This window comes from Gordonia humi (assembly GCF_014197435.1).
GTDB lineage: Bacteria > Actinomycetota > Actinomycetes > Mycobacteriales > Mycobacteriaceae > Gordonia > Gordonia humi.
Genome location: NZ_JACIFP010000001.1, coordinates 2048878 through 2075865, shown reverse-complemented (window position 1 = coordinate 2075865; position 26988 = coordinate 2048878). Strand labels below are relative to the sequence as shown.

24 protein-coding genes are annotated in these 26988 nt (G+C 68.0%); 13 read left to right on the top strand and 11 right to left on the bottom strand.

What is annotated here, in order from left to right; translation table 11 throughout:
- Positions 1-59: 59 nt before the first annotated feature.
- The 3 genes from BKA16_RS09475 to BKA16_RS09465 are packed head-to-tail and all read left to right on the top strand — an operon-like array spanning position 60 to position 3847.
- Positions 60-1397 carry a GH1 family beta-glucosidase gene (locus BKA16_RS09475; RefSeq protein ID WP_183370415.1) on the top strand — a complete coding sequence of 446 codons (1338 nt, stop codon included), beginning with the start codon at positions 60-62 and terminating at the stop codon, positions 1395-1397.
- Entirely contained in the window at positions 1394-2677 is a 1284-nt protein-coding gene (locus BKA16_RS09470; protein ID WP_343067348.1) for an MFS transporter, read from the top strand. The genes BKA16_RS09475 and BKA16_RS09470 overlap by 4 nt, the downstream gene beginning before the upstream one ends.
- 57 nt (positions 2678-2734) lie before the next feature.
- Positions 2735-3847, top strand: a complete 1113-nt coding sequence (locus BKA16_RS09465) for a beta-ketoacyl-ACP synthase 3 (protein WP_183370414.1) — start codon at positions 2735-2737, stop codon at positions 3845-3847.
- Positions 3848-3871: 24 nt separating this feature from the next.
- On the opposite strand, the gene BKA16_RS09460 is transcribed toward BKA16_RS09465, so the two are convergent.
- The 3 genes from BKA16_RS09460 to BKA16_RS09450 form a co-directional block, all read right to left on the bottom strand.
- Entirely contained in the window at positions 3872-4633 is a 762-nt protein-coding gene (locus BKA16_RS09460; protein ID WP_183370413.1) for an ABC transporter permease, read from the bottom strand.
- Positions 4633-5619, bottom strand: a complete 987-nt coding sequence (locus BKA16_RS09455; RefSeq protein ID WP_183370412.1) for an ATP-binding cassette domain-containing protein — start codon at positions 5617-5619, stop codon at positions 4633-4635. Before BKA16_RS09455 ends, BKA16_RS09460 begins: the two co-directional genes overlap by 1 nt.
- A gap of 117 nt (positions 5620-5736) precedes the next feature.
- Positions 5737-6372, bottom strand: a complete 636-nt coding sequence (locus BKA16_RS09450; RefSeq protein ID WP_183370411.1) for a PadR family transcriptional regulator — start codon at positions 6370-6372, stop codon at positions 5737-5739.
- Between the two features lie 88 nt (positions 6373-6460).
- On the opposite strand from BKA16_RS09450, the gene BKA16_RS09445 reads away from it, so the two are divergent.
- Positions 6461-7480 carry a beta-ketoacyl-ACP synthase III gene (locus tag BKA16_RS09445; RefSeq protein ID WP_183370410.1) on the top strand — a complete coding sequence of 340 codons (1020 nt, stop codon included), beginning with the start codon at positions 6461-6463 and terminating at the stop codon, positions 7478-7480.
- A gap of 65 nt (positions 7481-7545) precedes the next feature.
- On the opposite strand, the gene BKA16_RS09440 is transcribed toward BKA16_RS09445, so the two are convergent.
- A complete protein-coding gene (locus BKA16_RS09440; protein ID WP_183370409.1) occupies positions 7546-8415 on the bottom strand; it encodes a hypothetical protein in 870 nt (289 codons plus the stop codon).
- A gap of 117 nt (positions 8416-8532) precedes the next feature.
- On the opposite strand from BKA16_RS09440, the gene BKA16_RS09435 reads away from it, so the two are divergent.
- Positions 8533-10146 carry a peptide chain release factor 3 gene (locus tag BKA16_RS09435; RefSeq protein ID WP_183370408.1) on the top strand — a complete coding sequence of 538 codons (1614 nt, stop codon included), beginning with the start codon at positions 8533-8535 and terminating at the stop codon, positions 10144-10146.
- A gap of 1 nt (position 10147) precedes the next feature.
- Complete coding sequence (locus tag BKA16_RS09430) at positions 10148-10786, top strand: hypothetical protein (RefSeq protein ID WP_183370407.1); 639 nt, start codon at positions 10148-10150, stop codon at positions 10784-10786.
- 16 nt (positions 10787-10802) lie between these two features.
- On the opposite strand, the gene BKA16_RS09425 is transcribed toward BKA16_RS09430, so the two are convergent.
- Together BKA16_RS09425 and BKA16_RS09420 are read right to left on the bottom strand one after the other, a co-directional pair.
- Positions 10803-11801 carry an enoyl-CoA hydratase/isomerase family protein gene (locus tag BKA16_RS09425; RefSeq protein WP_183370406.1) on the bottom strand — a complete coding sequence of 333 codons (999 nt, stop codon included), beginning with the start codon at positions 11799-11801 and terminating at the stop codon, positions 10803-10805.
- 10 nt (positions 11802-11811) lie between these two features.
- Complete coding sequence (locus BKA16_RS09420) at positions 11812-11967, bottom strand: SRPBCC family protein (protein WP_183373250.1); 156 nt, start codon at positions 11965-11967, stop codon at positions 11812-11814.
- A gap of 23 nt (positions 11968-11990) precedes the next feature.
- Between BKA16_RS09420 and BKA16_RS09415 the strand changes: the two genes are divergently transcribed.
- The 4 genes from BKA16_RS09415 (at position 11991) to BKA16_RS09400 (ending at position 16366) form a co-directional block, all read left to right on the top strand.
- The gene (locus BKA16_RS09415) at positions 11991-12272 is read left to right on the top strand and encodes a PEP-utilizing enzyme (RefSeq protein ID WP_343067346.1); all 282 of its coding nucleotides are present in this window, start codon (positions 11991-11993) and stop codon (positions 12270-12272) included.
- Entirely contained in the window at positions 12269-13456 is a 1188-nt protein-coding gene (locus BKA16_RS09410) for a hypothetical protein (protein WP_183370405.1), read from the top strand. The genes BKA16_RS09415 and BKA16_RS09410 overlap by 4 nt, the downstream gene beginning before the upstream one ends.
- A 168-nt stretch (positions 13457-13624) precedes the next feature.
- Positions 13625-15181: a PEP-utilizing enzyme gene (locus tag BKA16_RS09405; protein ID WP_343067605.1), complete on the top strand. Its 1557-nt coding sequence runs from the start codon at positions 13625-13627 to the stop codon at positions 15179-15181.
- A 39-nt stretch (positions 15182-15220) separates the two neighbouring features.
- Positions 15221-16366, top strand: coding sequence for an Rv3169 family protein (locus BKA16_RS09400; protein ID WP_246371709.1), 1146 nt, complete (start codon positions 15221-15223; stop codon positions 16364-16366).
- A gap of 102 nt (positions 16367-16468) precedes the next feature.
- Here BKA16_RS09400 and BKA16_RS09395 read toward each other — a convergent pair whose 3' ends face one another.
- From BKA16_RS09395 to BKA16_RS09375, 5 genes are all read right to left on the bottom strand, one after another.
- Entirely contained in the window at positions 16469-18292 is a 1824-nt protein-coding gene (locus BKA16_RS09395) for an ABC-F family ATP-binding cassette domain-containing protein (protein WP_183370404.1), read from the bottom strand.
- A 63-nt stretch (positions 18293-18355) separates the two neighbouring features.
- Positions 18356-19270 carry a 4-(cytidine 5'-diphospho)-2-C-methyl-D-erythritol kinase gene (locus tag BKA16_RS09390; protein WP_183372984.1) on the bottom strand — a complete coding sequence of 305 codons (915 nt, stop codon included), beginning with the start codon at positions 19268-19270 and terminating at the stop codon, positions 18356-18358.
- Positions 19270-20142, bottom strand: a complete 873-nt coding sequence (gene rsmA, locus BKA16_RS09385) for a 16S rRNA (adenine(1518)-N(6)/adenine(1519)-N(6))-dimethyltransferase RsmA (protein ID WP_183370403.1) — start codon at positions 20140-20142, stop codon at positions 19270-19272. The genes BKA16_RS09390 and rsmA overlap by 1 nt, the downstream gene beginning before the upstream one ends.
- 17 nt (positions 20143-20159) lie before the next feature.
- A complete protein-coding gene (locus BKA16_RS09380) occupies positions 20160-21272 on the bottom strand; it encodes a resuscitation-promoting factor (protein ID WP_246371706.1) in 1113 nt (370 codons plus the stop codon).
- A 56-nt stretch (positions 21273-21328) separates the two neighbouring features.
- On the bottom strand, positions 21329-22180 hold the full coding sequence (locus tag BKA16_RS09375; RefSeq protein WP_343067345.1) for a TatD family hydrolase: 852 nt from the start codon (positions 22178-22180) through the stop codon (positions 21329-21331).
- A 64-nt stretch (positions 22181-22244) separates the two neighbouring features.
- Here BKA16_RS09375 and BKA16_RS09370 point away from each other — a divergent pair, with 64 nt between their 5' ends.
- Genes BKA16_RS09370 through metG form a run of 3 tightly spaced genes read left to right on the top strand, consistent with a single transcriptional unit; the run spans position 22245 to position 26978 of the window.
- On the top strand, positions 22245-22949 hold the full coding sequence (locus BKA16_RS09370; RefSeq protein WP_183370400.1) for a beta-phosphoglucomutase family hydrolase: 705 nt from the start codon (positions 22245-22247) through the stop codon (positions 22947-22949).
- A gap of 17 nt (positions 22950-22966) precedes the next feature.
- Complete coding sequence (locus tag BKA16_RS09365; protein ID WP_246371701.1) at positions 22967-25411, top strand: glycoside hydrolase family 65 protein; 2445 nt, start codon at positions 22967-22969, stop codon at positions 25409-25411.
- Between the two features lie 16 nt (positions 25412-25427).
- Positions 25428-26978, top strand: coding sequence for a methionine--tRNA ligase (metG, locus tag BKA16_RS09360; protein ID WP_183370399.1), 1551 nt, complete (start codon positions 25428-25430; stop codon positions 26976-26978).
- The last annotated feature ends 10 nt before the right edge of the window (positions 26979-26988 follow it).

The following is a 26988-nucleotide window of genomic DNA, read 5'->3' as shown; positions in this document are numbered from 1 at the left end:
TGCCGATCACTTGTTGATCGATCGATCAACATTGTCGAGGTCGAAGGAGTCGACGCCGCATGCCTGACGTCCCAGCACTTCCCCAGCCGCTGCGCTGGTCCACGGCGACCGCCGCGTTCCAGATCGAAGGCGCCCGCACCGAAGACGGCCGAGGCCGGTCGGTCTGGGACGCCTGGGTCGACACTCCCGGCAAGGTCGTCGACGGCGCGACCGCCGACCCGGCCGCCGACAGTTATCACCGATGGGCCGACGACGTGGCCCTCCTCGCCGGGCTGGGCGTCGACCGCTACCGGTTCTCCATCTCATGGACGCGGGTGCAGCCCGACGGCTCGGGTCGGGTGAACACCGCCGGTCTGGACTACTACTCCCGACTCGTCGACGACCTCCTCGACGCCGGAGTCACCCCCTTCCCCACCCTGTATCACTGGGATCTGCCGATCCCGCTTCATGAGGCGGGCGGCTGGACCGAGCGCGACACCGTCGCCCGATTCACCGAGTACACCGAACTCGTCGCCGCGCGTCTGGGCGATCGAGTGCACGACTGGTACACGGTCAACGAGCCTGCGATGACCACTCTGCAGGGCTATGCGGTGGGCGAGTTGGCACCCGGCGAGTTCCTGTTGTTCGACGCGCTGAGCACAGCGCACCACCAGTTGCTCGCGCACGGGCACGCGATGCGGGTACTGCGCGAACACGGCGCCACCGCCGTCGGACTGCCCAACAACCACACGCGCGTCCTGCGACTGCACGACACCGACGCCGACGCGGCGGCCGCCGCGGCCTACGATGCGATCCACAACCGGATGTTCGCCGATCCGATCCTGACCGGGACGTATCCCGATCTGCCCGGTATCGACACGCGGATCCCCGTCCGCGACGGTGACATGGAGATCATCTCGACGCCACCGGACTTCTACGGCGTCAACTTCTACAATCCGACGACGGTGACCGCACCGGCCCCGGACATCCCGATCCCGTTCGAGATGGTGCCCACGCCCGGTGCACCGGTCACCGGCTTCGGCGAGCAATGGCCCATCGTGCCCGCCGCCCTGCGCGATCTGCTCGTCGACTTCGCGACTCGCTACGAGAATCTGCCGCCGATCGTGATCAGTGAGAACGGAGCGTCGTTCCCCGAACCCGACGTCTGCTCGTCTCCGATCGACGACGTCGACCGCATCTCGTACCTCGACGGGCACCTCCGTGCAGTGGCCGAGGCGATGGACGCGGGTGTGCGGATAGACGAGTACACGGTGTGGTCGCTGCTGGACAACTTCGAGTGGGCCGACGGCTACACGCAACGATTCGGATTGACCCACGTCGACTTCGCGACCGGCACGCGGACTCCGAAATCCTCCTACGACTGGTACCGCGCGGTGATCGCCGAGAACCGCCGGTGACGGGCCTGACGCCGGGCGGCCGCCGCTGGCTGTCCCTGTTCACGCTGGTCTGGCTCGTCATCTGGATGGTCCAGCTGACCCCGTTGCAGCTGCTCCTTCCACTCCAGTTGGACGATCAGCTCTCCGACGGCGGGGACGAGTGGATCCGCGGCGTCGTGGTGTCCGGTGTGATCCTCGGGATCGGCGGCCTGGCCGGCGTGATAGCGGGACCGGCGTCGGGCGCGTTCTCAGACCGCACCGACGGCACGCGCATGCCCGCGGCGTTCGGCGGTCGACGTCGCATCTGGGCGCTCGCCGGCACCTGGCTCACCGCGGTCTCACTGGTCCTGACCGGCTTCGCGCACAGGCCCGCGCTCGTCGCGCTGGCCTGGATCGGGGTCAGTGTCGGCGTGGCCGTCGCATCGGCGGCGTTCACCGCGCTGATCGCCGACCAACTCCCCCTCGAACGACGCGGCGCCGCCTCTGCCGCCGTCGGTTCGTCGCAGGCGTTGGGCATCGTCCTCGGTGTCGGCACCGTCGTGATGCTCGGGCTCGGCGTGCTTCCGGGTTATCTGCTTCTCGCGGTGCTGATCGGCGCCGTCGGCACCTGGGCGGCGTTCGGACTGCCGGATCCGGCGGCGCCCGCCGCCGACGTGCGGCCCGCCGATCCCACCCGCGTGTGGGCGTCGTTGCGCGACAGCGACTTCGCCTGGATGCTCACCGGCCGTCTCGTGGCCAACATCGGCAACGCGCTGATCACGTCGCTGCTTCTGTTCTTCCTCATGTACGGTCTCGGCCAGTCCGACACCGATGCCGAGGACAACCTGCTGATCCTGGTGGTCGTGTACACGATCTTCGTCGTCATCGCCTCGATCGTGTCCGGCACGATCGCCGACAGGTACGGGCACCGTCGCAGATTGACTGTGCTCGCAGCACTGTTCCAGTCGCTGTCGGGACTGGTGGTCCTCGTCGACCCGACGTTCGTGGCGGCGATGATCGCGGCCGCGGTGATGGGTGTCGGCTACGGCGCGTTCTCCACCGCCGGGTTGGCGTTCGCCACCGACGTCCTGCCCCGCGAACGCGACCACGGTCGCGATCTGGGAATCGTCAACGTCGCGGCGGCCCTCGGTCAACTCCTCGGGCCGATGATCGGCGCCGGCCTCGTCGCAGCCGTCGGCGGGTTCTGGCTGATGTTCGTGGCGTCGTTCGCGCTCTCGGCGGCCGGCGGACTGATCACGCTGCGGGCCCGCGAACCCCGCCACGACATGCCTGGCCCGACCCGACGAGAACGGCAGACGTAGAATCCGTCCAGACCCCGCCCGGAGTGTGGTGGCGGGAAGACAGCGAAGGACAGCGACTTGGCGACACTGGCGACTCCGTCGGGACATCAGAACGTGGCGATGCTGGGCATCGGCGCGTATCGACCTGCACGCCTGGTGACCAATGATGAACTCTGCACCGTCCTGGACTCGTCGGACCAGTGGATTCACGAGCGCAGCGGCATCCGCGCGCGCCGCTGGATCAGCGGCGACGAGTCGATCCGCAGCATGTCTGCGGCCGCGGCCGACCGTGCGATCAACAACTCCGGCGTCGACCGGGAGAAGGTCGACATGGTCATCCTGGCCACCAGCAGCTGGCCGTACAACGTTCCGCACGGCGCTCCGCTCGTGGCCGACGACATCGGTCTCAACGGCGTCTCGGCGTTCGACGTGTCCGCCGGTTGCGGCGGCTTCGGCTATGCGCTCGGGGTGGCCGCCGACGCGATCCGCGCGGGCAGCGCCACGTACGTCGTGGTGATCGGCGTCGAGACGATGTCGGTGGGACTCGATGTGACCGACCGGTCCACGGGGTTCATCTTCGGCGACGGTGCGGGTGCGGTGGTCGTCGGACCGAGCGAGACCAACGGGATGTCGCCGATGGTCTCGGGCAGCGACGGTCAGAATGCCGACGCGATCATCCAGAACTTCGACACCGTCTCGTACATGGCACGCGCCGTCGAGTACCAGGGCAAGGACCCCGAGACCGATCCGGTGGGCCGGATGGTGATCAGCATGGCCGGTCCGGCCGTGTTCCGCTGGGCCGCGATCACCCTGCCGAAGGCGCTGGGCAACATGCTGGCGATCTCCGGCGCGAGCATCGAGGACATCGAGGTGTTCGTTCCGCATCAGGCCAATGCCCGCATCAACGACCTGATGAAGAAGAACCTGGGCTTCGCCGACGAACTGCCGATGGCCAACGACATCGAGAACACCGCCAACACCTCGGCGGCGTCGATCCCGCTCGCCATCGAGGAGATGCTGGCGACCGGCAAGGCTCAGGGCGGGCAGACCGCTCTGCTCCTCGGATTCGGTGCGGGACTGAGCTATGCGGGCGGCGTCGTCACGCTGCCCCCCGCCCCGACGATCACAAGCTTCGACGGACTCGCCGACCAACCCGTCGGCCCGCTCGCCACGCATCTGCGGCTGGCGTAGCGGAACATCGCCTGATCACCGCCCCTACGCGTTCTCCTTGCGAAACACCGCGGTGCCCCACCATGTTCCGAGGGCGCCGAGGACGACAGCGGCCAGCAGGCCCCAGCCGACCTGCGAATTCACCACATCGCCGAGGAACGAACTGCGGACGGCGTCGGTGATCCACCGGAACGGGATGAAGTCGCTGATCCGCTGGAGCCACTGCGGCCCGATGGTCATCGGCAGCAAGATGCCCGAGAGCAGCAGAATCGGCATCATCACCATGTTGATGACCGGCGCCATCACGTCTTCGCTCTTGGTGGTGAGCGCCAACGCGTTCGAAGCCGCCGCGCACGCTCCACCGACCAGGAGCGTGATGATCAGTCCGACGAGCACACCGCCGAGTCCGCCGCGCATGCCCATCGCATAGCCGAGTCCGATCAGGATGAGCGCCTGCACCAGCAGTTGCAGCAGGTCGCGCAGGATACGGCCGAACAGCAGCGCGGTACGGCTGGCCGGAGTCACGCGCTCGGCCTCGATGACGCCCTCACGCCACTCGCCGATCAGGCTGAAGCCGGCGAACATCGCGCCGAAGATGCCGAGCTGGACGAGTAGTCCCGGCACGAAGAAGGTGTAGGCGTTGTCGCCCGCCCCGGGGAACTGACTGACCAACGGTTTGAGCAACGGACCGAACAGCAGCAGGTACATGACCGGTTGCATGATGCCGATCAGCACCCAGGCCGGGTTGCGCAGGTTCATCCGCAGCTGTCGGCGGAACACGACGTACGACTCGGTGGCGAATGCCATCACACGGCCTCCTTCTCGGTCTCGGTCGGCGTGTCGTCGCGCAACGATCTGCCGGTCAGGGTCAGGAACACGTCGTCGAGCGTGGGTTTGACGATCTCGATGCCGGCCAGAACCGCACCGCGCGATTCGAGGTCGCGCAGCAGGCCGGGGACCACGCGCGCCGATCCGCGCACTCGTGCGCTGACCGTCGCCTCGTCGACCTCGACGTCGGTGCCGACCGACTCCAGGATCGACGCAACGGCCGGCACGTCGGCGTGGTCGTCGAACTCGAGGCGGATCAGGTCGCCGGACACCTGCGACTTCAGGTTCTCCGGAGTGTCGGCGGCGACGATGCGGCCGTTGTCGATGATCAGGATCCGATCGCTCAACGCATCCGCCTCGTCGAGGTAGTGCGTGGTGAGGAAGACGGTCGCGCCACGGTCGGTGCGCAGACGAGCGATGTGCTCCCACAGGTTGGCACGCGCCTGTGGGTCGAGGCCGGTGGTCGGCTCGTCGAGGAACACCAGGGACGGATCATGGACCAGTCCCATGACGATGTCGAGGCGACGCTTCTGTCCGCCGGACATGTTCTTGGGCATCCGGTCCCAGAGTCCGTCGAGTTGCAGGTGCTCGAAGAGTTCCTTGCCACGGGCGATCGCATCGCGTCGAGACATCCCGTAGAGCTGCCCGTGGTCGCTGACCTCGTCGCCGGCGAGCGCCTGGGAGAACGTCGAACCGGCCTGGGAGACGTAACCGATGCTGCGGCGCACCTGAACCGACTCGGTGAGGACGTCGTATCCGTTCACCGTCGCCGTACCCGCGGTGGGCCGCAGGAGCGTGGTCAACATGCGGAGCGTAGTGGTCTTTCCCGCGCCGTTCGGGCCGAGGAAGCCCACCACCTCCCCCTCGGCGATGTCGAGATCGACGCCGTCGACGGCACGGACCTCCCTGGTCTGTTTGCCGCGACCCGTGGTGAACGTCGCGGCGAGTCCTCTGGCATGGATCATGCGAGGTGTCCCCCTTCGAATGATGAGCTGTGTTCAAATTTGAATACGATCAGTGTGATGGTCGTCATTCAAACGTGTCAACAGAGATATCACGAGGGTCCGACATCGATGCCGGGGTCACGACCGTCCCAGCGCACGAAGATAGCGCTCGCGCTCCGCGATCATCTCGGTGCCCGGATCGTCGGCGGGAGGCGCCCAGGAATGATGGAACGTCGCGCGGAGGTCGCCGCCCTCCCACTCGGCGAAGACACCGTCGAGCCAGGTCAGTTCGGTCCACGCGAGCCGCGTCCACAAGTCGAGGGTGCGGCGGGCGTGCGGCGGCGCGTACTCGTTCGACTGCCCGGCGACCAGTTCGGCGAGCCCGTCGACGAGCGCGGCGCGACGATTGGTCAGCGACGCACGCGCCTGCTCCTCGGCGAGCGTCGGGAGGAGGCTGAACGCGGCCAGGAACGCCCGACGATCGAAGACGTTCACCGACTCGATGGCGTCGACGATCATCGTCTCCATCCTCGATCGCCCCTCCGGCGTGATCTCGTAGACGACGACGTCGCGGCCGTCGTCGTCGATCGTGGTCGCGGTGAGCAGTTCCTGCCCGGCGAGTGCGCGCAACCCGTGATAGATCGAGCCCGGGCGGATGCTGGCCCACTCGTCGACCCGCCACGACAGGAGCTCGCGACGGATCTGGTATCCGTTCACGGGCTCGAACAGGCTCACGGCACCCAGAAGTAACAGCCGCGTCGTTCCTGCAGACATACCCGTTACGGTATCCGGTACTTCCCGGTAGGCCGCTGTGCATGAGACCGTATGGAGTACAGACGCAGGACTGGAGAGGACATCGTCCATGGTGGAACTGAACGAAGCCGTCGGTATCAAGAACATCGGAATGCTCGGCATCGGTGCATACCGACCCGAACGCGTCGTCACCAACGACGAGATCTGCGAGAACATCGACTCGTCGGACGAGTGGATCTACACGCGGACCGGTATCAAGTCCCGACGCTTCGCCCGCCGCGACGAGACCGTCGTCGAAATGGGCGTCAATGCGGGCCGCACCGCGATCGCGAACGCGCTCCTGTCCGGATCGGACATCGACGCGGTCATCCTGGCCACCAACACCCACCTCCTCCAGACCCCCGCCGGCGCGGTGAAGATCGCCACCGAACTCGGCGCGAACGGTGTCCCGGCGTTCGACGTGACGGTCGGCTGCGCGGGCTTCGGCTACGCGATGGCACTGGCCGCCGACATGGTCCGGGGTGGCAGCGCCAGCCACGTCCTGGTGATCGGAGCCGAGCAGCTCTCGGTGACCCTCGACATGACCGACCGCGGCAACTGTTTCATCTTCGGCGACGGCGCGGGCGCCGTCGTCGTCGGACCGACCGAGCAGCAGGGTCTGGCCCCGGTGGTGTGGGGCAGCGACGGCACCCAGTTCGACGCCATCCACCAGGACATCGACTGGCTCACCTATCTCGACGGCGACGATCACACCGCGCGCCCGTACATCCGCCTGCAGGGCACCGCGGTGTTCCGCTGGGCCGCATTCGAGATGGGCAAGGCCGCCCAGCGCGCCCTCGACGTCGCCAAGGTGGACGCGAGCGAGGTCGACGTCTTCGTTCCGCACCAGGCCAACTCGCGGATCAACGAGCTGCTCGCGAAGAGCCTCAAGTTCCCGGAGACCACGCGTGTCGCCGGCGACATCGAACACACCGGCAACACGTCGGCCGCGTCGATCCCCCTGGCCATGGAGGAGATGCTCTCCACCGGCGCCGCCAAACCCGGTGACACCGCTCTGCTCCTCGGCTACGGTGCAGGCCTGAGCTATGCCGCCCAGGTCGTCAAGATGCCGCCGATCCCGTTCGAGTAGCACGGCCCGATCGGGACCGGTGATCGAGTTCTGCTGAAATCCGTCGGCTCATCGCCTTGTCTGGACTATTCGTCCAAAGCGGCTGACGAGCGGACTGATTTCAGGACCATCGCACGATCACGACGGCTTCGCGGCCGGTTCCGACGAGCCTGCGTGATCGCGCGGATGTCCGCCAGCGTCTCCGCCCACCCGTACACGATGTCGTCGTAGGTGAGGCGCATGGTCAGCCACCCGTCGACCAGGGCCCGACGATCGCGATGATGGTCGCGTTCATAGTCTTCGCGCGACGCGTGGTGCAGGACCGAGTCGCACTCGAGGATCAACGTTCCCACCCGGAGGTCCGACCACTGGACTCCAGCAATGCGCGGCTGGACCACCACGTCGTACCCGAGAGCACGGAGACGAACCCGGACGATGGACTCGGTGCCCGACTGCGATCGGGGATCGGTCCGGTACGCCAGGTCGCAGACGGTCGCCCCGACCTCGCCCATCGCCGTGATCAGATCCTCGATGCTCGTTCGAGTCGTGTTCAGGTACGAATCGCAGACGGCGATCCACTCGTCGACGCCCATACAGCGAGCCCCGTACTTCAGGGCCAGAGGAATCGAATCGACCGCCTCGACGGTCTCTCGAACCGGCCCGTGGAACGGACGACACGCGCAGGTCTTGCCCGACATGCCGGGACTCCGTCTCAGGTGCAGGTCGTGGACGGAGCCGGGAGGCACCCAGAGCCCGTAGAAGGTCAACGCCGAAACACAGGCGAGCACTCCGCCGTCGCGGACGGCCATGGCCGCCGTCGCGTCGTGGACGCGAGCCGCGAACCACCCGGATCTGAGCCGGATCAGATCACCGGAGGCGACCGCCCGTCGAAGGTCGGCGTCGGTGTAGTCGCGTGCCTGCAGTTGCTTCCGCGTGTAGATCCCCGAGTCCTTCATGCAAGGTCAGACGCACGCCGCCGCGGGTCGGTTCCACGACACGCCGATGGCATCGGCCGCAGCGCGCGACGCGCCTCGCTTTTGCCGCAGCGACCTGCGGCCCGATAGCGTAGACGGGTGAGTTCTGACGTCATCTCCCGTGAAGTGCAGCGCCGTCGTACGTTCGCCATCATCTCCCACCCGGACGCGGGTAAGTCGACGATGACCGAGGCGTTGGCGCTGCACGCGCGCATGATCAGCGAAGCGGGCGCCGTGCACGGCAAGGGCGGGCGACGATCCACCGTCTCCGACTGGATGGAGATGGAGAAGGCGCGAGGCATCTCGGTCAGTTCGACGGCCCTCCAGTTCAACTACGCGTGCGAGGCGACCGACGACGACAAGGAGTGGCCGCACGTCATCAACCTGGTCGACACGCCCGGTCACTCGGACTTCTCCGAGGACACCTACCGCGTGCTGACCGCCGTCGACGCGGCCGTCATGCTGATCGACGCCGCGAAGGGCCTGGAGCCGCAGACGTTGAAGCTGTTCCAGGTCTGTCGCCATCGCGGGATCCCGGTGATCACCGTGATCAACAAGTGGGACCGCCCCGGCCAGACGCCGCTGGAGCTGATCGACGAGATCAGCGAGCGCATCGGCCTCATCCCGACTCCGCTGTACGTTCCGGTCGGCATCGCGGGCGACTACCGCGGACTCCTGGACCGACGCACCGGGCGGTTCATCAAGTTCACGCGCACCGCGGGCGGCGCCAAGATCGCCCCCGAGGAACTGCTCGACGCCGACGCCGCCGCCGCATCGGAGGGCGACGCCTGGGAGGCCGCGGTCGAGGAGAGCGAACTGCTAGGCGAACTCGGCCAGGATCACGACCAGGAGATGTTCCTGGCCGGTCAGACCTCGCCGATGATCTTCACCTCGGCCATGCTCAACTTCGGCGTCCGCCAACTGCTGGAGGCCCTCGTCGAGTTCGCTCCCCCGCCGCGCGGACGCGTCTGCATCGACGATGAGACGCGCGAGGTGACCGATCCGTTCAGCGCCGTCGTGTTCAAGGTGCAGGCGGGCATGGACTCCTCGCACCGCGACCGCCTCGCCTACATGCGCATCGTGTCCGGCGAGTTCGAGCGCGGCATGGTCGTCACGCACGCCCAGACCGGTAAACCGTTCGCGACGAAGTACGCGCAGGCCGTGTTCGGCCGCGACCGTGCCACCGTCGACACCGCGTACCCGGGCGACGTCGTCGGTCTGGTCAACGCGATGGCATTGGCACCCGGCGACACCCTGTACCTGGATCCGAAGGTGCAGTATCCGCCGATCCCGTCGTTCGCACCCGAGCACTTCTCGGCGCTGCGGGTGACGACCGCCGACAAGTACAAGCAGTTCCGCAAGGCCATCGACCAGATGGACGCCGAGGGCGTGGTCCAGGTGCTCCGCAACGACCTGCGCGGCGACGCGTCACCGGTGCTGGCCGCCGTCGGCCCCATGCAGTTCGAGGTGGTCACGGCCCGGATGAAGGCCGAGTTCAACGTCGACACGATCATCGAGCCGCTCGGCTATTCGCTGGCCCGCCGCACCGACGACGCGAGCGCTCCCGAACTCGGCAAGCAGCGCGGTGTGGAAGTCTTCACCCGCAGCGACGGCGCGATCCTCGCCCTCTTCAGCGACAAGTGGCGACTGCAGTACATCGAGAAGGAGCACAAGGACCTTCTGCTGGAGCCCCTCGTCGCCGCCGCCGACTGACGTGCACGCCCGGTACGCGGTCGGCGTCGCCGCCGCCGCACTACTCGTCGGCGGATGCGCGTCGTCCGGCGACCAGCACGTCCCCGAACGCGCGGACGCCCCGCGTCTGGATCCGGCGCGCTGCGACGCTCCGACACCTGTCGGCGACGTCGACCGCAGCGCCTACGGACTGCGCTACACGCGCGGAACCATGCGCATCCGCGTCGAGCCGACCGACGCAGAGGCGAGGTGCGTCGAATTCGCCAAGAGTGGCAACCCCTCGGTCGAGGTGCCGCCCGACACCCTGTTGTTCACCTTCGCAGGCACCGACGGTGAGGGCGGCCAGTTCGAGTTCCTCGCCTCCGCCCTCACGGGAGGCCGGGTGCCCGGATCGCCTCCGGCGCCGAAGCTCACCGCGCCGATTCCGGCGCGGGTCGGCGTCTCCGTCGACGGCCTCTACTACTCCGCGACCGCCTGCTCGCTCACCCTCACCCGGGTCGGCGCCGCCGCCGCGGCCGGCCGCTTCGACTGCCCGGAGGCAGTCGCCGACGACGCCAACCCCTTCGCCCCGTCCGACGACGTCCCCTACGACGAAGCACCGACCCCGACGGCGCCGCCGGCCACCGCGCGTCTGTCCGGGCGATTCGAGGTACAGGCGTAGCGGAGGAGTCCGGCCGCTACCCCACCAGGTCCGCGATCGACGCCGCCGAGACCTCCTCGATCGTCGCCGGAGCGAACGACGGGTCGCGGTCCTTGTCGACGAGTACCGCGCGGACGCCCTCGGCGAAGTCCGGGTGGGCGGTGATCTTCTCCGCGGTCGACAGCTCACGCTCGAGACATTCGGCCAGCGACGACGACTCGCCCAGTTCGATGAGGCGCGCGGTGGCGAACAAGCTGGTCGGCGACCCCGCACCGAGCAGGGCCAGCATCTCCTCCGCCCACTCGTCGCCGACCGCTCCGCGCAGACCGCCGACGATCCCCTCGACGTTGGTGTCGCCGAAGTAGTCGGCGATCTTGCGCAGCGGCAGCGTCGCCTCCACCGGATCACGGTGATCGGCCAGCGCGGCCGCGATGCCCGCGCCCGAGCGGATCGTCTCGGCGACCCTCTCGATTCGATCGGAGGGAACGAAGTGCGTGGCGAGCCCCACCGCGACGGCGTCGGCGCCGCGCAGCCGGGCGCCGGTCAGGCCCAGCCACATGCCGACACCCGTAGGCAGTCGGGGCAGGAAGTAGCTCGAGCCGACGTCCGGGACGAAACCGATGGCGGTCTCCGGCATGGCGATGAGCGCCTTCTCGGTCACGACGCGGATCTCGCCGTGCACGCTGATGCCCAGGCCGCCGCCCATCGCGGCGCCGTCGACGAGGGCGACGTACGGCTTCGGATACTCGGCGATCAGCTGATTGACGCGGTACTCGCTCGCGAAGTACTTCGTGACCGCCGCGGCGTCGCCCGCGACGGCACTGTCGCGGACGGCCCGGATGTCGCCGCCCGCGCAGAAGGCGCGGTCACTCGCGGAGGTGACGAGCACGGTGTCGACCGCATCGTCGTCACCCCACGCGGTGAGGGTGTCGTGGAGGTCGTCGATCATGCTCTGGTCGAGTGCGTTGAGGGCTTTCGGTCGGTCGAGGACGATCTCCCCGATACCGTTCTGCACGGCGGTGCGGATGTACGACATGGTGTTCACGCTAGTCCGCGTGCGCACCGAAGCCCCGAGCAGCCGTCGACGTCAATTCCGCAAGCCCGCCGTCGTACATCGACTCGACCATCGCGATCACCGACTCGTCCGCCGACAACGCCGCGGTCCATACGACGAGGGTCCCGCCGCCGTCGGCGGGTCCCACCGACAGGATCGAGTCGTACTGACGTGCTCGAGATCGACGACGACGACCTCGACGACACGATCGCGTTCGTCCACAAGGGCGGGATGACGTTCCTGTCGCCGATCCTTCCCGATCTGAAGGCGATCGTCTGCACCGCGGGCAGCCGCGAATCACACCTGGCGATCCTGTCGCGTGAATCCGCGGTGCCGTGCGTACTCGTCGCGTCCATCGCCGGTGAGATCCCCGACGGAGCCCGGGTCCGGCTGGGCCTGACCGACTCGGAGACCGCGACGATCGACGTCGTCGAATCGGCGGTGACCGCATGACCGCCGTGACGCACCCGCGACTGCTCACCGATCCCGACTACGAGCCGACCCTCGAGGAGTGGAATCAGCTCATCGACGAGGGCGGTCGTGCGTACAAGAACGAGCTGGCACTGCGCACCGTCTTCGAATCCGAACTCTTCGGGATGAACACCTACATCGTGATGTCGATGATGGAGGACTACCTCAAAGTGCCGGACCGGCTGCGCACCATCGCCGCGCACGCGACACCCGAACAGATCGTGGCCGCAGGACTGCCGATCGGCTCCAAGCGCAGTTTCATCAATCTCGCCGCGATGCCGTTGCACTACATGACCGGCCGCGAACTGTTCGTCGACCTCGGCGAGAACGACGCCGCACAGGGTCTCGACGACCAACTCACCGTGCTGCGGTTCTGGCGCCGTGCCACCATCGCGATGCGCACCGACGGCGTCCTCTACAACATGGACGCCGATCCCGCGAACAGCTCGCACATCGTCGACGGCGACCTCCTCGCGAACATCGTCGACCAGCTCGAGCCGGTGGACGCCGCCGCGACCGCGACCATCCGCAAGTTCGCAGCGCGCCTCACCGCGTACGCGTTCCTGGAGAACTGCGATGCCCGGACCGCGGTCTGCGACACCGGTCCGTACGACCTCGGCGACGGCACGTTCGTCGCCCTGCGGGAACTGTCCTGTGACGGAGTCGGCGACTTCCCCTGGCTCGACGGCATCCGGGAGACTCTGCCCGAGCACAACTTCGTGTTGGCGTACCGGCTGCCGGACTCGGTCTCGATGGACAACAACGTGTGGGGCACCGCCTGGTTCAAACCGGACGACTATCTGGCAGACGTGCTCGCGGCCCGCGTGTTCGCGGTCCGCGACGGTCGGCTGCGGCCCCTGTCGCACACCGACGTGACGGAGATGACCGCACACATCCGCACGGCGCACCGCGCACTCTACGCACGACTCGCCGAGACGCCCGCGCGTGAACGCAATCTGTACGCCACCCAGATGTACAGCTGGAAGCTCAAGGCGTGGGCGCGCATCGCCGGGTGCTACGACGACATCGACTGGTCGGTCAGTGAGTCGGTCGCCGACTCGTACGAGCGATTCAGTGATCCCGATGTGGCGCTCGGCTTGATCGGCGGGATCTTCGTGCCTCCCGACCGAGACAGCTGTTTCCGGCCGATCGGGGGCGCACGATGACCACGTCGGAGAAGGCGGCCGCCGGCATCAGCTCGTACGACTTCGGGGCGCGCAGCGGCCGGATACGCACGTTCAGCAGCCCACAGGACGTGATAGACGCCTTCGGCGACGACCTCGACGAGGTGATCGCACTCGTCGAATCGGGCGGCACCACCTTCCTCCCCGGTTCTGGGACGTCTGGGCGGCATCGTCTGCCAGTCCGGAACCACCCGCTCGCATCTGGCGATCGTCTCGCGCGAGTACGAGGTGCCCTGTCTGCTGTCCGTGGAGTTCGACGGCTGGCGTCCCGCCGACGGCGACGAGGTGACGCTACGCGCGGCGAGCTCGGGCGACGGATGGTTGACATCCGGCCGCGACGAGTCGGCGGTCGCACCGCCGACACCGCCTGAGGCTCCGGAGACCGGCGGGACGAGCTCGACGGTGCCGACCGGGAACGCGGCAGCCGCCGACCGACCGCGCACCGCGCGGACTTCCGGCGATCCGGCGACCGACTGGTGGGACTACGTGGACGCGGCCGGTGACGAGATAGGCCGCAAACCGTTCCCGGCCTCAGTCGACGAGCTCGCGTTGCCCGCCCTGTTCGGACAGGAGCTGACCCGAGACCGACTCGACCAGTTGATCAGTCACATGGGTCGGTCGTTCAAACCGGAGATGACACGGCGTTCGGACTTCACCTCGGAGATCTTCCCGATGATGCCGTACATGTCGATGTCGGTGGTCGAGGACTTCCACAGCTATCCGGTCCGAGTTCGCGCCATCGACGCGGCGCTGTCCGCCGAGGAGATCGGCGCGCGGCTACGCCACGCCGGGCAGATCAGCCCGTTGTGGATCTGGATGGTCGGTTACCACTACCTGTGCGGACGGGAGCTGCTGATCTCGATGGGCAGACTCGCCCCCGATGAGGCCCTCGACGACGTCGCGACCGTGCTGGACTTCTGGCGGCGACTGGCACTGGCACATCGCGGGGACGGAACACTCGACTACAAGGACGCGGGCTTCACCAACCGCTTCCTCCCCGCGGCCGACGTGGCATCGCTCCGCTCCCGCATCGCACCTCTCGACGACGACGCGAATCGCGCGCTGCGGCAACTGAATGCGGCGCTGTCCGGGTACTGCTTCATGTACTTCACCGACTCGCGCGTCGGTATCTGCGACAACGGACCGTATCCCGAGGAGCCGGGTCGCGCGACGCTCGTGCGCGACTTCCTCAGCCTCGACTCCGGGCAGTTCTCGTATCCGTGGGCGGCCGAGTGCGATCCCGGCGTAGCCGGGGTGACGCTCGTGCTGTCGTTCCCGACCGAGGGATTCCGCGAGTTCGAGATCAACGACTGGGGCACCACGTTCACCGAGCCGGAGAACTTCCTGTCGACCGTGACCTCGGCGTCGGTCATCGCGCGCTACGCGGACGGCTCCAGTCGAGTCCTCACGCCGAGCGAATGGCCCGACCTCGCCGGCCGTATCGGTGAAGAGCACCTGAAGCTGTATCAGACGTTCAGCGACATGGGCCGCGACGACCGGATCCTGTCCGCGACCCGCATGTACACCTGGGGGCTGCGCCCGTTCGCTCGGGTCGCCGGAGTCGAGGACGCGATCGACTGGCAGATCTCCCCCGCCACCATGGCGTTGTTCCCCGAACCGCTCGGGGACGACGACCAGGCCGCCGCGATCTTCGGCGGTGCGCTCGTCGGGCACGACCGACCGAGCGCCTTCAGCGCCACCCGCTGACTCACGACTCGACTCCGAGACCTCCCGAAAGGAACACCCATGCGCCAAATCATGCAGGTCGTCGTCCCCGCCGACGAGTACCTCGTCCATCAGACCCCCGAGACCTTCGCCACCGTCTCCAACGCCGACATCTCGTGGACGGAGAAGGTCTGGCTGTCGCTGTTCGCCCGCGACGGCTCCGTACAGATCGACTTCGGCATCGGCAAATATCACAACCGCAATGTGATCGACGGTTTCGCCGGCGTCTCCCGGGGCGTCGAGCAGATCACCGTGCGTGCCAGCACCGAACTGGACACCGACTTCAGTCGTGTGGGCGTCGGACCCATCGACTACGAGGTCGTGGAGCCGATGAACAAGGTGCGCGCCGTGCTGCGCGCCAACGACGTGCAGCCGATCAGTTTCGACGTCACGCTCACCGCCGTGCTGCCGCCGTTCCTGGAGCGCAAGGACGCGCAACGCGGGTCCGACGGCTTCCGGGTGGCCTCCGACCTGCGCCGTTTCCACCAGCTGTGCACTGTTTCCGGGTGGTTGGAGATCGACGGCGAACGGACCGAGATCACCGACGAGACGTGGCTCGGCTACCGAGACCGCTCGTGGGGCGTCCGGATGGACGTCGGCGAACCGGCGCCGGACGTCAAGGCGCCGAACAGGATGAACGAGGACTTCCTGCTCACCTGGAGTCCGATGTACTTTCAACCCGCCGACGGGAGCGATCCATACGAGATCCACCACTACCTCCAGTGGGTCGACGGCGAGGTGCACTACTTCTCAGGGTTCGTCAACTACCCGGACGGCAGGCAGGAACCGCTGCACGGATGCGTCGACGACCTGAAGTACGATCCGGCCACCCGACGCCTCCTCGGCGGCACGATGACCTTCGACGCCGGGTGGGGTGAGAAGCGGACCATCGAGATCGAGCCGGTGTCCGACACCGGATTCCATCTCGGAACCGCCCTGTACTTCGGCTTCAAGGGCGATCGCCACGGCATGTGGCACGGTGTCGACCACACCGCCGGTGAACGGTACGAGGACATGACACGACGGGAGACGATCGACGAGGCGCACCAGCTTCGCGACTGCGTGATCCGAACCAAGGAGGGCGATGCGACCGGCTACGGCATCTTCGAGTCGATCGTCGGCGAACACCCCCGCTACGGTCTGACTCGTGAGGACTCGTTCCTCTGATCCGACTCCCCTGCGCTCGCCGCGCCGTCGTCCGGCGCGGCGAGCGACCGGAGCGGCTACCGGCGATGTCCACGTACACGCGTGCTTCGCCGGGTGGCGCCGTCAGCCGATGATCTCCGACAACTCCAGCCACCGCTCCTCGAGCTGTTCGTTCTCGATCTCGGCGGCCCGTACCTTCTCGGTCAGCTCACCGAGGCCGGTGTAGTCGCTCTGGTCGTGCGCCGCCATCTGCTCGTGCAGCGTCGAGATCTGCCCGGACAGCTTCTCCATCTTCCGCTCGACGGCGTTGAACTCCTTGCGCGCGGCCTGATGCTCGGCCGCGGAGACCTTCGCCTCGTCCGCGGCGGCCGTGGCCTCGGCCGGTCGCACCGCCGACTTGGTCGGCTTCTGCGCGTCCCGCGCACGTCGCTCCAGATACTGTTCGATGCCGCGCGGCAGGTTGGTGAGCTTCCCGTCGCCGAACAGCGCCCACGTCGAATCACAGATCCGCTCGATCAGGTAGCGGTCGTGACTGATCACCACGAGGGTGCCCGCCCACGAGTCGAGGAGGTCCTCGACCTGTTGGAGGGTGTCGATGTCGAGGTCGTTGGTCGGTTCGTCGAGCAACAGGACGTTGGGTTCGCCCATCAGGACGACGGTGAACTGCAGGCGACGACGCTCGCCACCGGACAGGTCGCGGACCGGAGTCCGCTGGCGGGCCGGCGAGAAGCCGAGGCGTTCGGCGAGCTGGCTCGCCGAGAGCTCCTTGTCGCCGAGCATGATGTGGCCCGCGACGCTCTCGACCACGTCGAGCACCCGGAGCGACTCGTCGAGGTCGTCGAGTTCCTGCCGCAGCCAACCGATCGATACGGTCTTGCCCTCGATGCGCTTGCCGGGCTCGACCGATGCGTCGCCGGCGAGCGCGCGAAGCAGTGTGGTCTTGCCTGAGCCGTTCACACCGACCAGACCGACCCGCTCCCCCGGCGCCAACCGCCACGTCGTGTCCTCCAACAGCACGCGGCCGGGCCGATCGTCGGACGAGGGCGTGCGCAACTGCGCGTTCTCCAGCTCGATCGCGACACGGCCGAGTCGACGCTTGGCGAACGCCGAGAGCGCGACCGAGTCGCGGGGCGGCGGGACGTCGGAGATCAGCTTCTCGGCGGCCTCCACCCGGTACTTGGGTTTGGACGTGCGCGCGGGTGCTCCGCGGCGCAGCCAGGCGAGTTCCTTGCGGGCCAGGTTGCGGCGGCGCTCCTCGGCGGCGTCGGCCTGTCGGGCGCGTTCGGCGCGGGCGAAGACCCAGTCGTTGTAGCCGCCCTCGTACTCGTCGACGCGGCCGGAGTGGACCTCCCACGTACGGGTGGCGACGGTGTCGAGGAACCAGCGATCGTGCGTCACGACGATCAGCGCACTGCGCCTGTTGCTCAGGTGCTCGGCCAGCCAGTGCACGCCCTCGATGTCGAGGTGGTTGGTCGGCTCGTCGAGGATCAGCAGGTCCGCGTCGGTGACCAGCGCGGCCGCGAGCGCCGTGCGACGACGCTGCCCGCCCGAGAGCTCGTCGACCTTGCGGTCGAGGATCTCGTCGACACCGATGCCCTCCATGATGCCGCGGATCTTCGCGTCCGCGGCCCACTCGTGTTCGGCCACCCCGACCCCGACCACGACATCGGCCACCGTGTGATCGGCAGGCATCTCCCCGCGCTGGGTGACCGTGGCGACCACGGCGCCCCCGACGCGGGACACCCGTCCCTCATCGGGTTCGGTGATGCCCGCGATGATCTCCAGCAGCGTGGTCTTACCGCCTCCGTTGAGTCCGACGACGCCGATCCGCTCGCCCTCGTGGACGCCGACGCTCACCTCGTCGAGCAGCGGTTTGATCCCGAAGCTCTTACTGATCTTCTCCGCGGTGATCAGTGAGGTGTTGGTGCCGTTGTTGACCGAGGCCATGGGTTCCGTTCTGTGTCGTGTGACGGTTGTGGGTGGTGAGATCGGTGCGAGGGCGTAGGAACGTCAGTGGGGCACCAGTCGGGCGCCCGCGACCGGACCGGACGCGGTCCGTACCGCCTTGGCGACGCCGGAGCCGGACAGCTCCGCGGCGACGTCCACCGCGGCAGCGGCGTCGGCGCACAGGAAGGCGCACGTCGGTCCCGAACCCGAGACGATGCCCGCCAGGGCTCCGGCCTCGGTGCCCGCGCGGAGCGTGCGACGAAGCAGCGGCCGCAGCGAGAGCGCCGCGGGCTGCAGATCGTTGTGGAGCAGCGGAGCCACCGCGCGGACGTCACCGGAGGCGATGGCCACCATCAACCCGTCGGGACGCGCGGTTCCCGCGTCGGTGGTGCGGTCGCCCGCCGCGCGGAGCCGGTCCAACTCGCGGTACACGTCCGGCGTCGACAGTCCGGTCCCGGACACCGCGAGGACCCAGTGGAACTCGCCGCGGTGCAGCACCGGCAGCAGCTTCTCCCCGCGACCGGTGCCGAGTGCCGCGCCGCCGGTCAGCGAGAACGGCACGTCCGATCCGAGTTCGGCGGCGATCTCGTGCAGGTCGACCTGATCGCGGTCGACGCGCCAGAGACGCGCCGCGGCGATCAATGCACCGGCCGCGTCCGCCGATCCACCCGCCATGCCGCCCGCGACGGGGATGTGCTTGTCGATGGTGATCGAGACGTCGGGCGACCGCCCGATCCGATCCGCCAGGGCGACGACGGCCCTCGCCGCGAGATTCGACGCATCCGACGGCACGGCACGACGATTCTCGCCGGTCACCGTCACCGTCAGCTCCTCGGCCGGACGGACGGTCACATCGTCGTGCATGCCCAGGGCGCAGAACAGGGTGGACAGTTCGTGGAACCCGTCGTCGCGCAGCGGTCCCACGCCCAGATGCAGGTTGATCTTCGCGGGGACTCGTGCGGTGGCACCGCCGATCATCATCGTTCGATGATATCCGCCGATGCGGCGACGTCGGCGAGGCGCACGAAGTCGTCCACCTCGAGGCGCTCGCCGCGGATCCGCGGGTCGATGTCGGCGGCGCGCAGCAGTTCCTCGGCGCGCACCGGACTGCCGGCCCAGACCGCCAGCGCCGAACGCATGGTCTTGCGTCGCTGAGCGAATGCGGCGTCGATCGCCGCGAACGTGCGACGACGACGGTCCTCGTCGAGCCCGAACCGGTCGGTCCGTTCGATACGGACCAGACCCGACTCGATCTTGGGCTCGGGCCAGAAGACGTGTTTGCCGATCGACCCGGCGCGCGTGACGTCGCCGTAGTAGCGCGCCTTGACGCTCGGCACACCGTAGATACGGCCTCCGGGGGTCGCCGCGAGGCGGTCGGCGACCTCGGCCTGCACCATCACCAGCGCGGTGCGCAGCGTCGGGAGCTGGGCCATGAGATGCAGCAGCACCGGAACGGCGACGTTGTACGGCAGGTTCGCCACCAGCGCGGTGGGCGTCGCCGGCAGGTCGGAAGGGGTCACAGTGAGCGCGTCGGCGGTCACCACGTCGAGCGATCCGCGCTGTTCGGGCGCGAAATCGGCGACGGTCCGCGGCAGCCGGGCGGCCAGCTTGGAGTCGATCTCGACCGCGACGACGCGCCCCGCCTCACCGAGCAGTGCCAGAGTCAGCGACCCGAGTCCGGGCCCCACTTCGAGGACCACGTCGTCGGCGCCGACACCGGACGAGGTGACGATGCGACGCACCGTGTTCGCATCGTGGACGAAGTTCTGACCCAGTGTCTTGGTGGGCCGGACGTCCAACTCCGCGGCGAGCGCGCGGATCTCGGCGGGACCGAGGAGTCGAGGAGGCATACCGCCAAGAATAGGCGTCAGCCGATGCCCAGCTGCGAGGTGCACGACGGCCAGGCGCCCCAGCCCTGTGCCGCCTGGGTCTTCTTGGCGATCGCGATCTGCTCCTCGCGGGTGGCGAGGTCGGCGCGCGGCGCGTACTCCTGGCCGCCCCAGCGGTCCCAGGTGTTCTGGTCGAACTGGATGCCGCCGTAGAAGCCGTTGCCGGAGTTGATGGCCCAGTTGCCGGTCGACTCGCACTGGGCCAGACGGTCCCAGACGCCGAACGGGACGTCCGGGGCGCCCGGCTTGGTGCCGACGCGGACGGTGCTCGCGGTCGGCTTCGTCAGGACCTGCTCGGAGACCTTCTCCTTCTTGACCACCTTGCCGTTGCGCTTGGTGACCTTGTAGGTGACCTTCGACTTGCCCGGGGTGCCCTTCTCGATCACCTCACGCTTGCCGTTGATGAGTTTCGGATCCTTCTTCTCGATCTCCGGCGACTTCACCGCCTCGTCGACCGTGACCTCTTCGGTCCGGACGCGGGTCACCTTGATGACCATGTCCTTGGCGACCGGCGTGGTCGCGGCGGGAACCACCGTGTCGGTGGACTCGAGCGGGTCGCCGGCCTCGGCGAGCAGATCGCCGACGGTCTTCGCGGCGATCGTCGGCCGCGAGACGTCGCCGCCGTCGTGCAGCACGACGCGCTTGGGCAGGGTGACGTCGAGGTCGGCACCGTCGACCGGCAGCGGAGCGTCGAGCGGATCGTCCACCTTGCTGGTGCTCAAGCCCTGTTCGGCGAGCACCTGACGGACGTCGGAGGCATTGGTCGTGACGACCTCGGGTTTGCCGTCGACGACCAGTTTGACCTGCTTGAGGCGATCGACGGTGATGGTCTGATCGTCACTGAGCGAACTCGCCAGCGGTGCGCTCACGAGGTCGCCACCGACCGGCTCCACACCGTTCTCCTTCAGAACGCCTTCGACGGAGAACGCCATGGTGCTGACCGTGGTCTGCTCACCGTCGACGGCGAGCGTCACTTCGCGATGCATGACGGCACCGGTGACGGCGCCTGCTGCGACGGTGGAGGCCACAGCCCCCACCGCGAGGCGGGCACGCATGGACGTTGACGCGTTGATACGAGTGAAAACAGACAAGGTTCATTCATCCTGATCAGTTGCGGGATCACGATACGGTAACGAAAAGGGTGCTGTCAGCGCAACGGCAACGAGTACGCACGCCGCGCGTTCGCCCCCAGAATCCGCGCCGTCTCCTGCTCGTCGAGCCCCTTGACGGCGGCCAGAACCCGAGCCGTGTACGGCACGCAATACGACTGATTCGGCTGGCCACGGTAGGGATGCGGGGTCAGGAAGGGCGCATCGGTCTCCACCAGCATCAGCTCGGCCGGGGTGATGTCGGCCGCGGCACGCAACTCGTCCGAGTTGCCGAACGTCACAGTGCCGGAAAAGCTCAAGTAGTAGTTGCGGTCGACGCATTCGGCCGCGATCGCGCGGTCGCCGGAGAAGCAGTGCATCACCACGGTCTCCGGGCTCCCCTCGGCGGCGAGGACGTCGAGCAGGTCGCGGTCGGCCTCCCGGTTGTGGATCATCAACGCCTTGCCGGTCCGCTTGGCCAGGTCGATGTGCCAGGCGAACGCGTCGCGCTGCACCGCCGGGTCGGCGCAGTCGTACGAGCGCGTCGTCCAGTAGTAGTCCAGGCCGGTCTCGCCGATGGCGACGACCCGCTCGTCGCCGGACATCTCCTCCAGTTCGGCGCGGGCCGCGTCGTCGAGGTCGGCGGCGTGCGTCGGATGGAGCCCCACCGCCGCGAATGCGCGAGCGTCCCAGTGCGCGGCCGCCACGGCCCAGCGGGCGTCGACCATGTCGTCGGCGACGGTCACCACCTGCGACACGCCGACCGCCTCGGCGTGGTCGAGGATCGCGCGGACGTCCTCGGCGGTGCGCCCGCCGCAGGCCGCGAGGTGGGTGTGGGCGTCGATCAGACCGGGCAGCGGCTCCGGGTCGGGCGGGGGTGTGCGACGACGGTCCTTCTTGCTGGAACTCACAGGGAACCACTGTGCCCGATCACCGCACGCGCGCAAACTCTCCGTACCCGGTAGCCTCGTATCGGTGCTGGGTCTACCTGATGACGTCACCGTCGCCCTCTTCGACATGGACGGGGTCCTGACGACCACCGCCGTCCTTCACCAGGCCGCGTGGAAGAAGGCCTTCGACGCCTTCCTGACCGAACGCGGCGACACGTCGGGTCCGTTCACCGACCGCGACTACCTTGACTATGTGGACGGTCGGCCGAGACTCGACGGCGTCCGCAGCTTTCTCGCCTCCCGCGGCATCACCGTCGACGACGAGGCCGCCGCCGCGATCGGCGACGCGAAGAACGAGGAGTTCCTCGCCGCGCTCGACCGCGACGGCGCACGGGCCTACCCGGGCTCGCTCCGCTATCTGCAGGCTGCGCGCGAAGCCGGACTGCGGGTCGCGGTGGTCACATCGTCGAAGAACGGCGCGAAGGTGCTCGACGCGGCAGGCCTGGCGCAGTTCGCGCAGCACCGCGTCGACGGCAACACCATCGTCGCGGAGAACCTGCCCGGCAAACCCGCACCCGATTCGTACCTGCGCGGCGCTCAGCTGATGGGCGTCACGCCCGCACAGGCCGCCGTCTTCGAGGACGCCATCTCCGGCGTCCAGGCGGGCGTCGCCGGGCACTTCGGCTACGTCGTGGGCGTCGACCGCGTCGGCGGCGGTCAGGCCGACGCCATGCGTGCCGCCGGCGCCTCCATCGTCGTGACCGACCTCGCCGACCTCCTGCAGAGCTGAAGGATCTTCCCGAACACATGGACCAGTACTCCGCTGACCTCGCGCACACCACCCACGGCGACACGTCGAGCCATCCGGACACACTGAACGTGCCCGTCCACGGCACGCGCCCGGACCACGGATTCGACGTCAGTCCGTGGGAACTGCGGTGGCGAGGCTTCGACATCGACACCATCGGGCGCACCGAGGCGCTGTTCGCGCTCTCGAACGGCCACATCGGTCTGCGCGGCACGTTCGAGGAGGGTGAGCCGGTCGACGTCCCGGGCACCTATCTCAACGGCTTCTACGAGCTGCGCGATCTGCCGTACGCCGAGAGCGGCTACGGCTACCCCGAGTCGGGGCAGACCGTGGTGAACGTGACCGACGGCAAGATCATCCGCCTGCTCGTCGAGGACGAGCCGATGGACCTGCGGTACGGCAGCACCGTCGAACACGAGCGCGTCCTGGACTTCAAGACCGGCACCCTCAAACGCGAGACCCTGTGGACCTCGCCGACCGGCCGCACCGTCCGCATCCGATCCGAGCGCCTGGTCTCGTTCACCAAACGCACGGTGGCCGCGATCCGCTACGAGGTGGAGCCGGTCGGCGAGGACATGAAACTGGTGCTGCAGTCCGATCTGCTCGCCAACGAGCCGATCGGCGGCCCGGGCGGGAAGTCGGCGGCCGACGATCCGCGGTTGGCCGCCGCCCTGGACAAGCCGCTGGTCGCCGACCTCGCCGACTGTGAAGACTATTCGGCCGTCCTGGTCCACCACACCCGACGCTCGGCACTCACCGTCGCCGCCGCGATGGACCACGAACTGGAACTGCCCGCCACCGGCGACACCTCGATCCGCGCCGACGGCGACCTCGCCCGACTGACCGTCGCGGCGACCGTGCCGCAAGGCAGCAAGATCGTGCTCACCAAGTTCCTCGGCTACGGCTGGTCGGCGCGACGCAGCGTGCCCGCGCTCCGCGCGCAGGTCGATGCCGCGCTGGCGATGGCCCGTGAGACGGGATGGGATGCGCTCAAGGCCGAACAGGTCGCCTACCTCGAAGAGTTCTGGGCCGACGCCGACATCGAGATCGACGGCGACTCGGAGATGCAGCAGGCTCTCCGGTTCTCGCTGTTCCACATTCTGCAGGCCGGTGCACGCGGGCAGTCCAGGGCGATTCCGGCGAAGGGCCTGACCGGCCCCGGGTACGACGGGCACACCTTCTGGGACACCGAGACCTTCGTCCTGCCGATGCTGACCTACACCGTGCCCGCGGCCGCGGGCGAGGAACTGCGCTGGCGGCACGGCACCATGGACAAGGCCAAGGCCCGCGCCGCCGAACTCGGCGCATCGGGCGCCATGTTCCCGTGGCGCTCGATCAACGGCGACGAGTGCTCGGGGTACTGGCCCGCGGGCACCGCGGGCGTCCACGTGTCCGCCGACATCGCCAATGCGACGGCCCGCTACATCCGCGCCACCGGCGACGAAGCGTTCGAGATCGAGTGCGGCGTCGAGCTGCTGGTGGAGATCGCCCGCTTCTTCACCGGTCTCGGCCACCACGACGCGAACGGGAAGTTCCGCATCGACGGCATCACCGGACCGGACGAGTACACGGCCATCGTCAACAACAACCTGTTCACGAATCTGGCCGCCCAGCAGGCGCTGCGCGACGCCGTCGCCTCAGCCGGGCGACACCCCAGCGTGGCACGCGATCTCGGGGTCACCGCCGCCGAGACCGCGCACTGGACGGCGTGTGCCGACGACATGACCGTCGGATACGACGAGTCCCTCGGCGTGCACCAGCAGTCCGAGAGCTTCACCCTGCTCGACCGCTGGGACTTCGACCGCTCGCGCGGCCGCTACCCCCTGCTGCTGAACTATCCGTACTACGACCTCTACCGCAAGCAGGTCGTCAAACAGGCCGATCTCGTATTCGCCATGTATCTGTTCGGCCAGCACTTCACGGCCGAGCAGAAACTCAAGAACTTCGACTACTACTACCCGATCACGGTGCGCGACTCGTCGTTGTCGGCATGCTGCGAGGCGGTCACCGCCGCCGAGGTCGGTTACCTCGACCTGGCTTACGACCTGATGAGCGAATCGGTGTTCACCGATCTGCACGACCTGCACTCCAATGTGTCGTCGGGTCTGCACATCGCGGCCCTGGCGGGCGCGTGGACCGACTGCGTGGCGGGCTTCGGCGGGATGCGCGACTTCGGCGGCGACATCACGTTCGCCCCGCAGCTGCCGCGCCAGCTCACCTACATGAGCTTCCGGATGACGATCGGCGAGTCGCGCATCGTGGTCGCGATCACCGCCGACTCGGCGACGTACCGGCTGATGTCGGGTCCGACCATCGAACTCGCGCATCACGGCGAACGCTTCGTGCTGGGCGACGTCGCGGTCCGCAAGCCGATCTCCCAGCCTCTCCCGCGACAGGCTCCGGCCGCTCCCGCGGGGTGCGAGCCGTACCGTCGCTCGCTCTGACTATCCTGGGAACATTATGGTCAACGCCCCCGAAAACGCCTCCCGGCCGTACTACATCACCACCGCCATCGCGTACCCGAACGGCGCCCCGCACATCGGGCACGCCTACGAGTTCATCTCGGCGGACGTTCTCGCCCGGTTCAAGGCGTTGGACGGCTTCGACGTCCGCTTCCAGTCGGGCACCGATGAGCACGGTCAGAAGATGCAGCAGACGGCGGAGGCCGAAGGCGTGTCGACCGCCGAGCTGGCGCGTCGGAACTCCGACCGCTTCCAGGCGCTGCACGACGCGCTGGGCACCGACCTCACCCGGTTCATTCGGACCACCGACGCCGACCATCATCGCGCGTCGGAGGAGATCTGGAAGCGTATGGAGGCCGCGGGCGACATCTATCTCGACACGTACGCCGGTTGGTACGACGTACGCGACGAGGCGTTCTTCACCGAGGACGAGACCAGCCTCGACGACGACGGCGATCGGATCGCCACCGAGAACGGCCACAAGCTGACGTGGACGCAGGAGCAGACGTACTTCTTCCGGTTGTCCAAGTACACCGAGCCACTGCTCGACCTGTACCGCGACCGCCCCGAGTACATCGGACCGGACTCGCGACGCAACGAGGTCGTCAGGTTCGTCGAGGGCGGACTGACCGACCTGTCGATCTCGCGCACCACCTTCGACTGGGGCGTCAAGGTTCCCGGCGCCGACGGACACGTCATGTACGTATGGGTCGATGCACTGACCAACTACCTGACCGGTGTCGGCTTCCCCGACGATCCGGCGACGATGGACCGCTACTGGCCCGCCGATCTGCACGTCATCGGCAAGGACATCATCCGTTTCCACTGTGTGTACTGGCCCGCGTTCCTGATGAGTGCGGGGATCGCCGTGCCCAAGCGGGTGTTCGCGCACGGCTTCCTGTTCAACAAGGGCGAGAAGATGAGCAAGTCGGTCGGCAACGTCGTCGACCCGCACGTGTTGATCTCCGAGTTCGGCCTCGACCCGGTCCGCTACTTCTTCCTCCGCGAGGTCTCGTACGGACAGGACGGCTCGTACTCGGCCGAGGCGATCGTCTCCCGGAAGAACGCCGACCTGGCCAACGAATACGGCAACCTCGCGCAGCGCACCCTGTCGATGGTCGGCAAGTACTTCGACCACGTGCTCCCGACGCCCGGCGAGTTCACCGCCGACGACCGGGCGCTGCTCGACACCGCCGACGCGCTGTTGGAGAAGGTCCGCGCGCACTTCGACGTCCAGGCCATCCACCTCGGCCTCGAAGCCCTGTGGTCGGCGCTCGCCGACGCCAACCGGTACATCTCGGCGCAGGAGCCGTGGAAACTCGCCAAGACCGACCTCGAACGCACCGGGACAGTGCTGTACGTGTGCGCCGAGGTGGTCCGGATCGTCACGCTGCTGACCCAGCCGACGATGCCCGGCTCGACGTCGACGATCCTCGACTACCTGGCCGTCGACGCCGATGCGCGCACCTTCGCCTCGCTCGGCGACCGGCTGGCCCCGGGGACCGTCCTGCCCCAGCCCAGCCCGGTGTTCCCGCGCCACGAGGCGTAGTGCTCGCGCG

Bases quoted from the DNA above. Each gene is read 5' to 3' on its own strand.
- BKA16_RS09475 (WP_183370415.1), top strand. From the start codon at position 60: ATGCCTGACGTCCCAGCACTTCCCCAGCCGCTGCGCTGGTCCACGGCG.
- BKA16_RS09460 (WP_183370413.1), bottom strand. From the start codon at position 4,633: ATGGCATTCGCCACCGAGTCGTACGTCGTGTTCCGCCGACAGCTGCGG.
- BKA16_RS09455 (WP_183370412.1), bottom strand. From the start codon at position 5,619: ATGATCCATGCCAGAGGACTCGCCGCGACGTTCACCACGGGTCGCGGC.
- BKA16_RS09450 (WP_183370411.1), bottom strand. From the start codon at position 6,372: ATGTCTGCAGGAACGACGCGGCTGTTACTTCTGGGTGCCGTGAGCCTG.
- BKA16_RS09445 (WP_183370410.1), top strand. From the start codon at position 6,461: ATGGTGGAACTGAACGAAGCCGTCGGTATCAAGAACATCGGAATGCTC.
- BKA16_RS09440 (WP_183370409.1), bottom strand. From the start codon at position 8,415: ATGAAGGACTCGGGGATCTACACGCGGAAGCAACTGCAGGCACGCGAC.
- BKA16_RS09425 (WP_183370406.1), bottom strand. From the start codon at position 11,801: ATGTCGTACATCCGCACCGCCGTGCAGAACGGTATCGGGGAGATCGTC.
- BKA16_RS09410 (WP_183370405.1), top strand. From the start codon at position 12,269: ATGACCGCCGTGACGCACCCGCGACTGCTCACCGATCCCGACTACGAG.
- BKA16_RS09400 (WP_246371709.1), top strand. From the start codon at position 15,221: ATGCGCCAAATCATGCAGGTCGTCGTCCCCGCCGACGAGTACCTCGTC.
- BKA16_RS09395 (WP_183370404.1), bottom strand. From the start codon at position 18,292: ATGGCCTCGGTCAACAACGGCACCAACACCTCACTGATCACCGCGGAG.
- BKA16_RS09390 (WP_183372984.1), bottom strand. From the start codon at position 19,270: ATGATCGGCGGTGCCACCGCACGAGTCCCCGCGAAGATCAACCTGCAT.
- rsmA (WP_183370403.1), bottom strand. From the start codon at position 20,142: ATGCCTCCTCGACTCCTCGGTCCCGCCGAGATCCGCGCGCTCGCCGCG.
- BKA16_RS09365 (WP_246371701.1), top strand. From the start codon at position 22,967: ATGGACCAGTACTCCGCTGACCTCGCGCACACCACCCACGGCGACACG.
- metG (WP_183370399.1), top strand. From the start codon at position 25,428: ATGGTCAACGCCCCCGAAAACGCCTCCCGGCCGTACTACATCACCACC.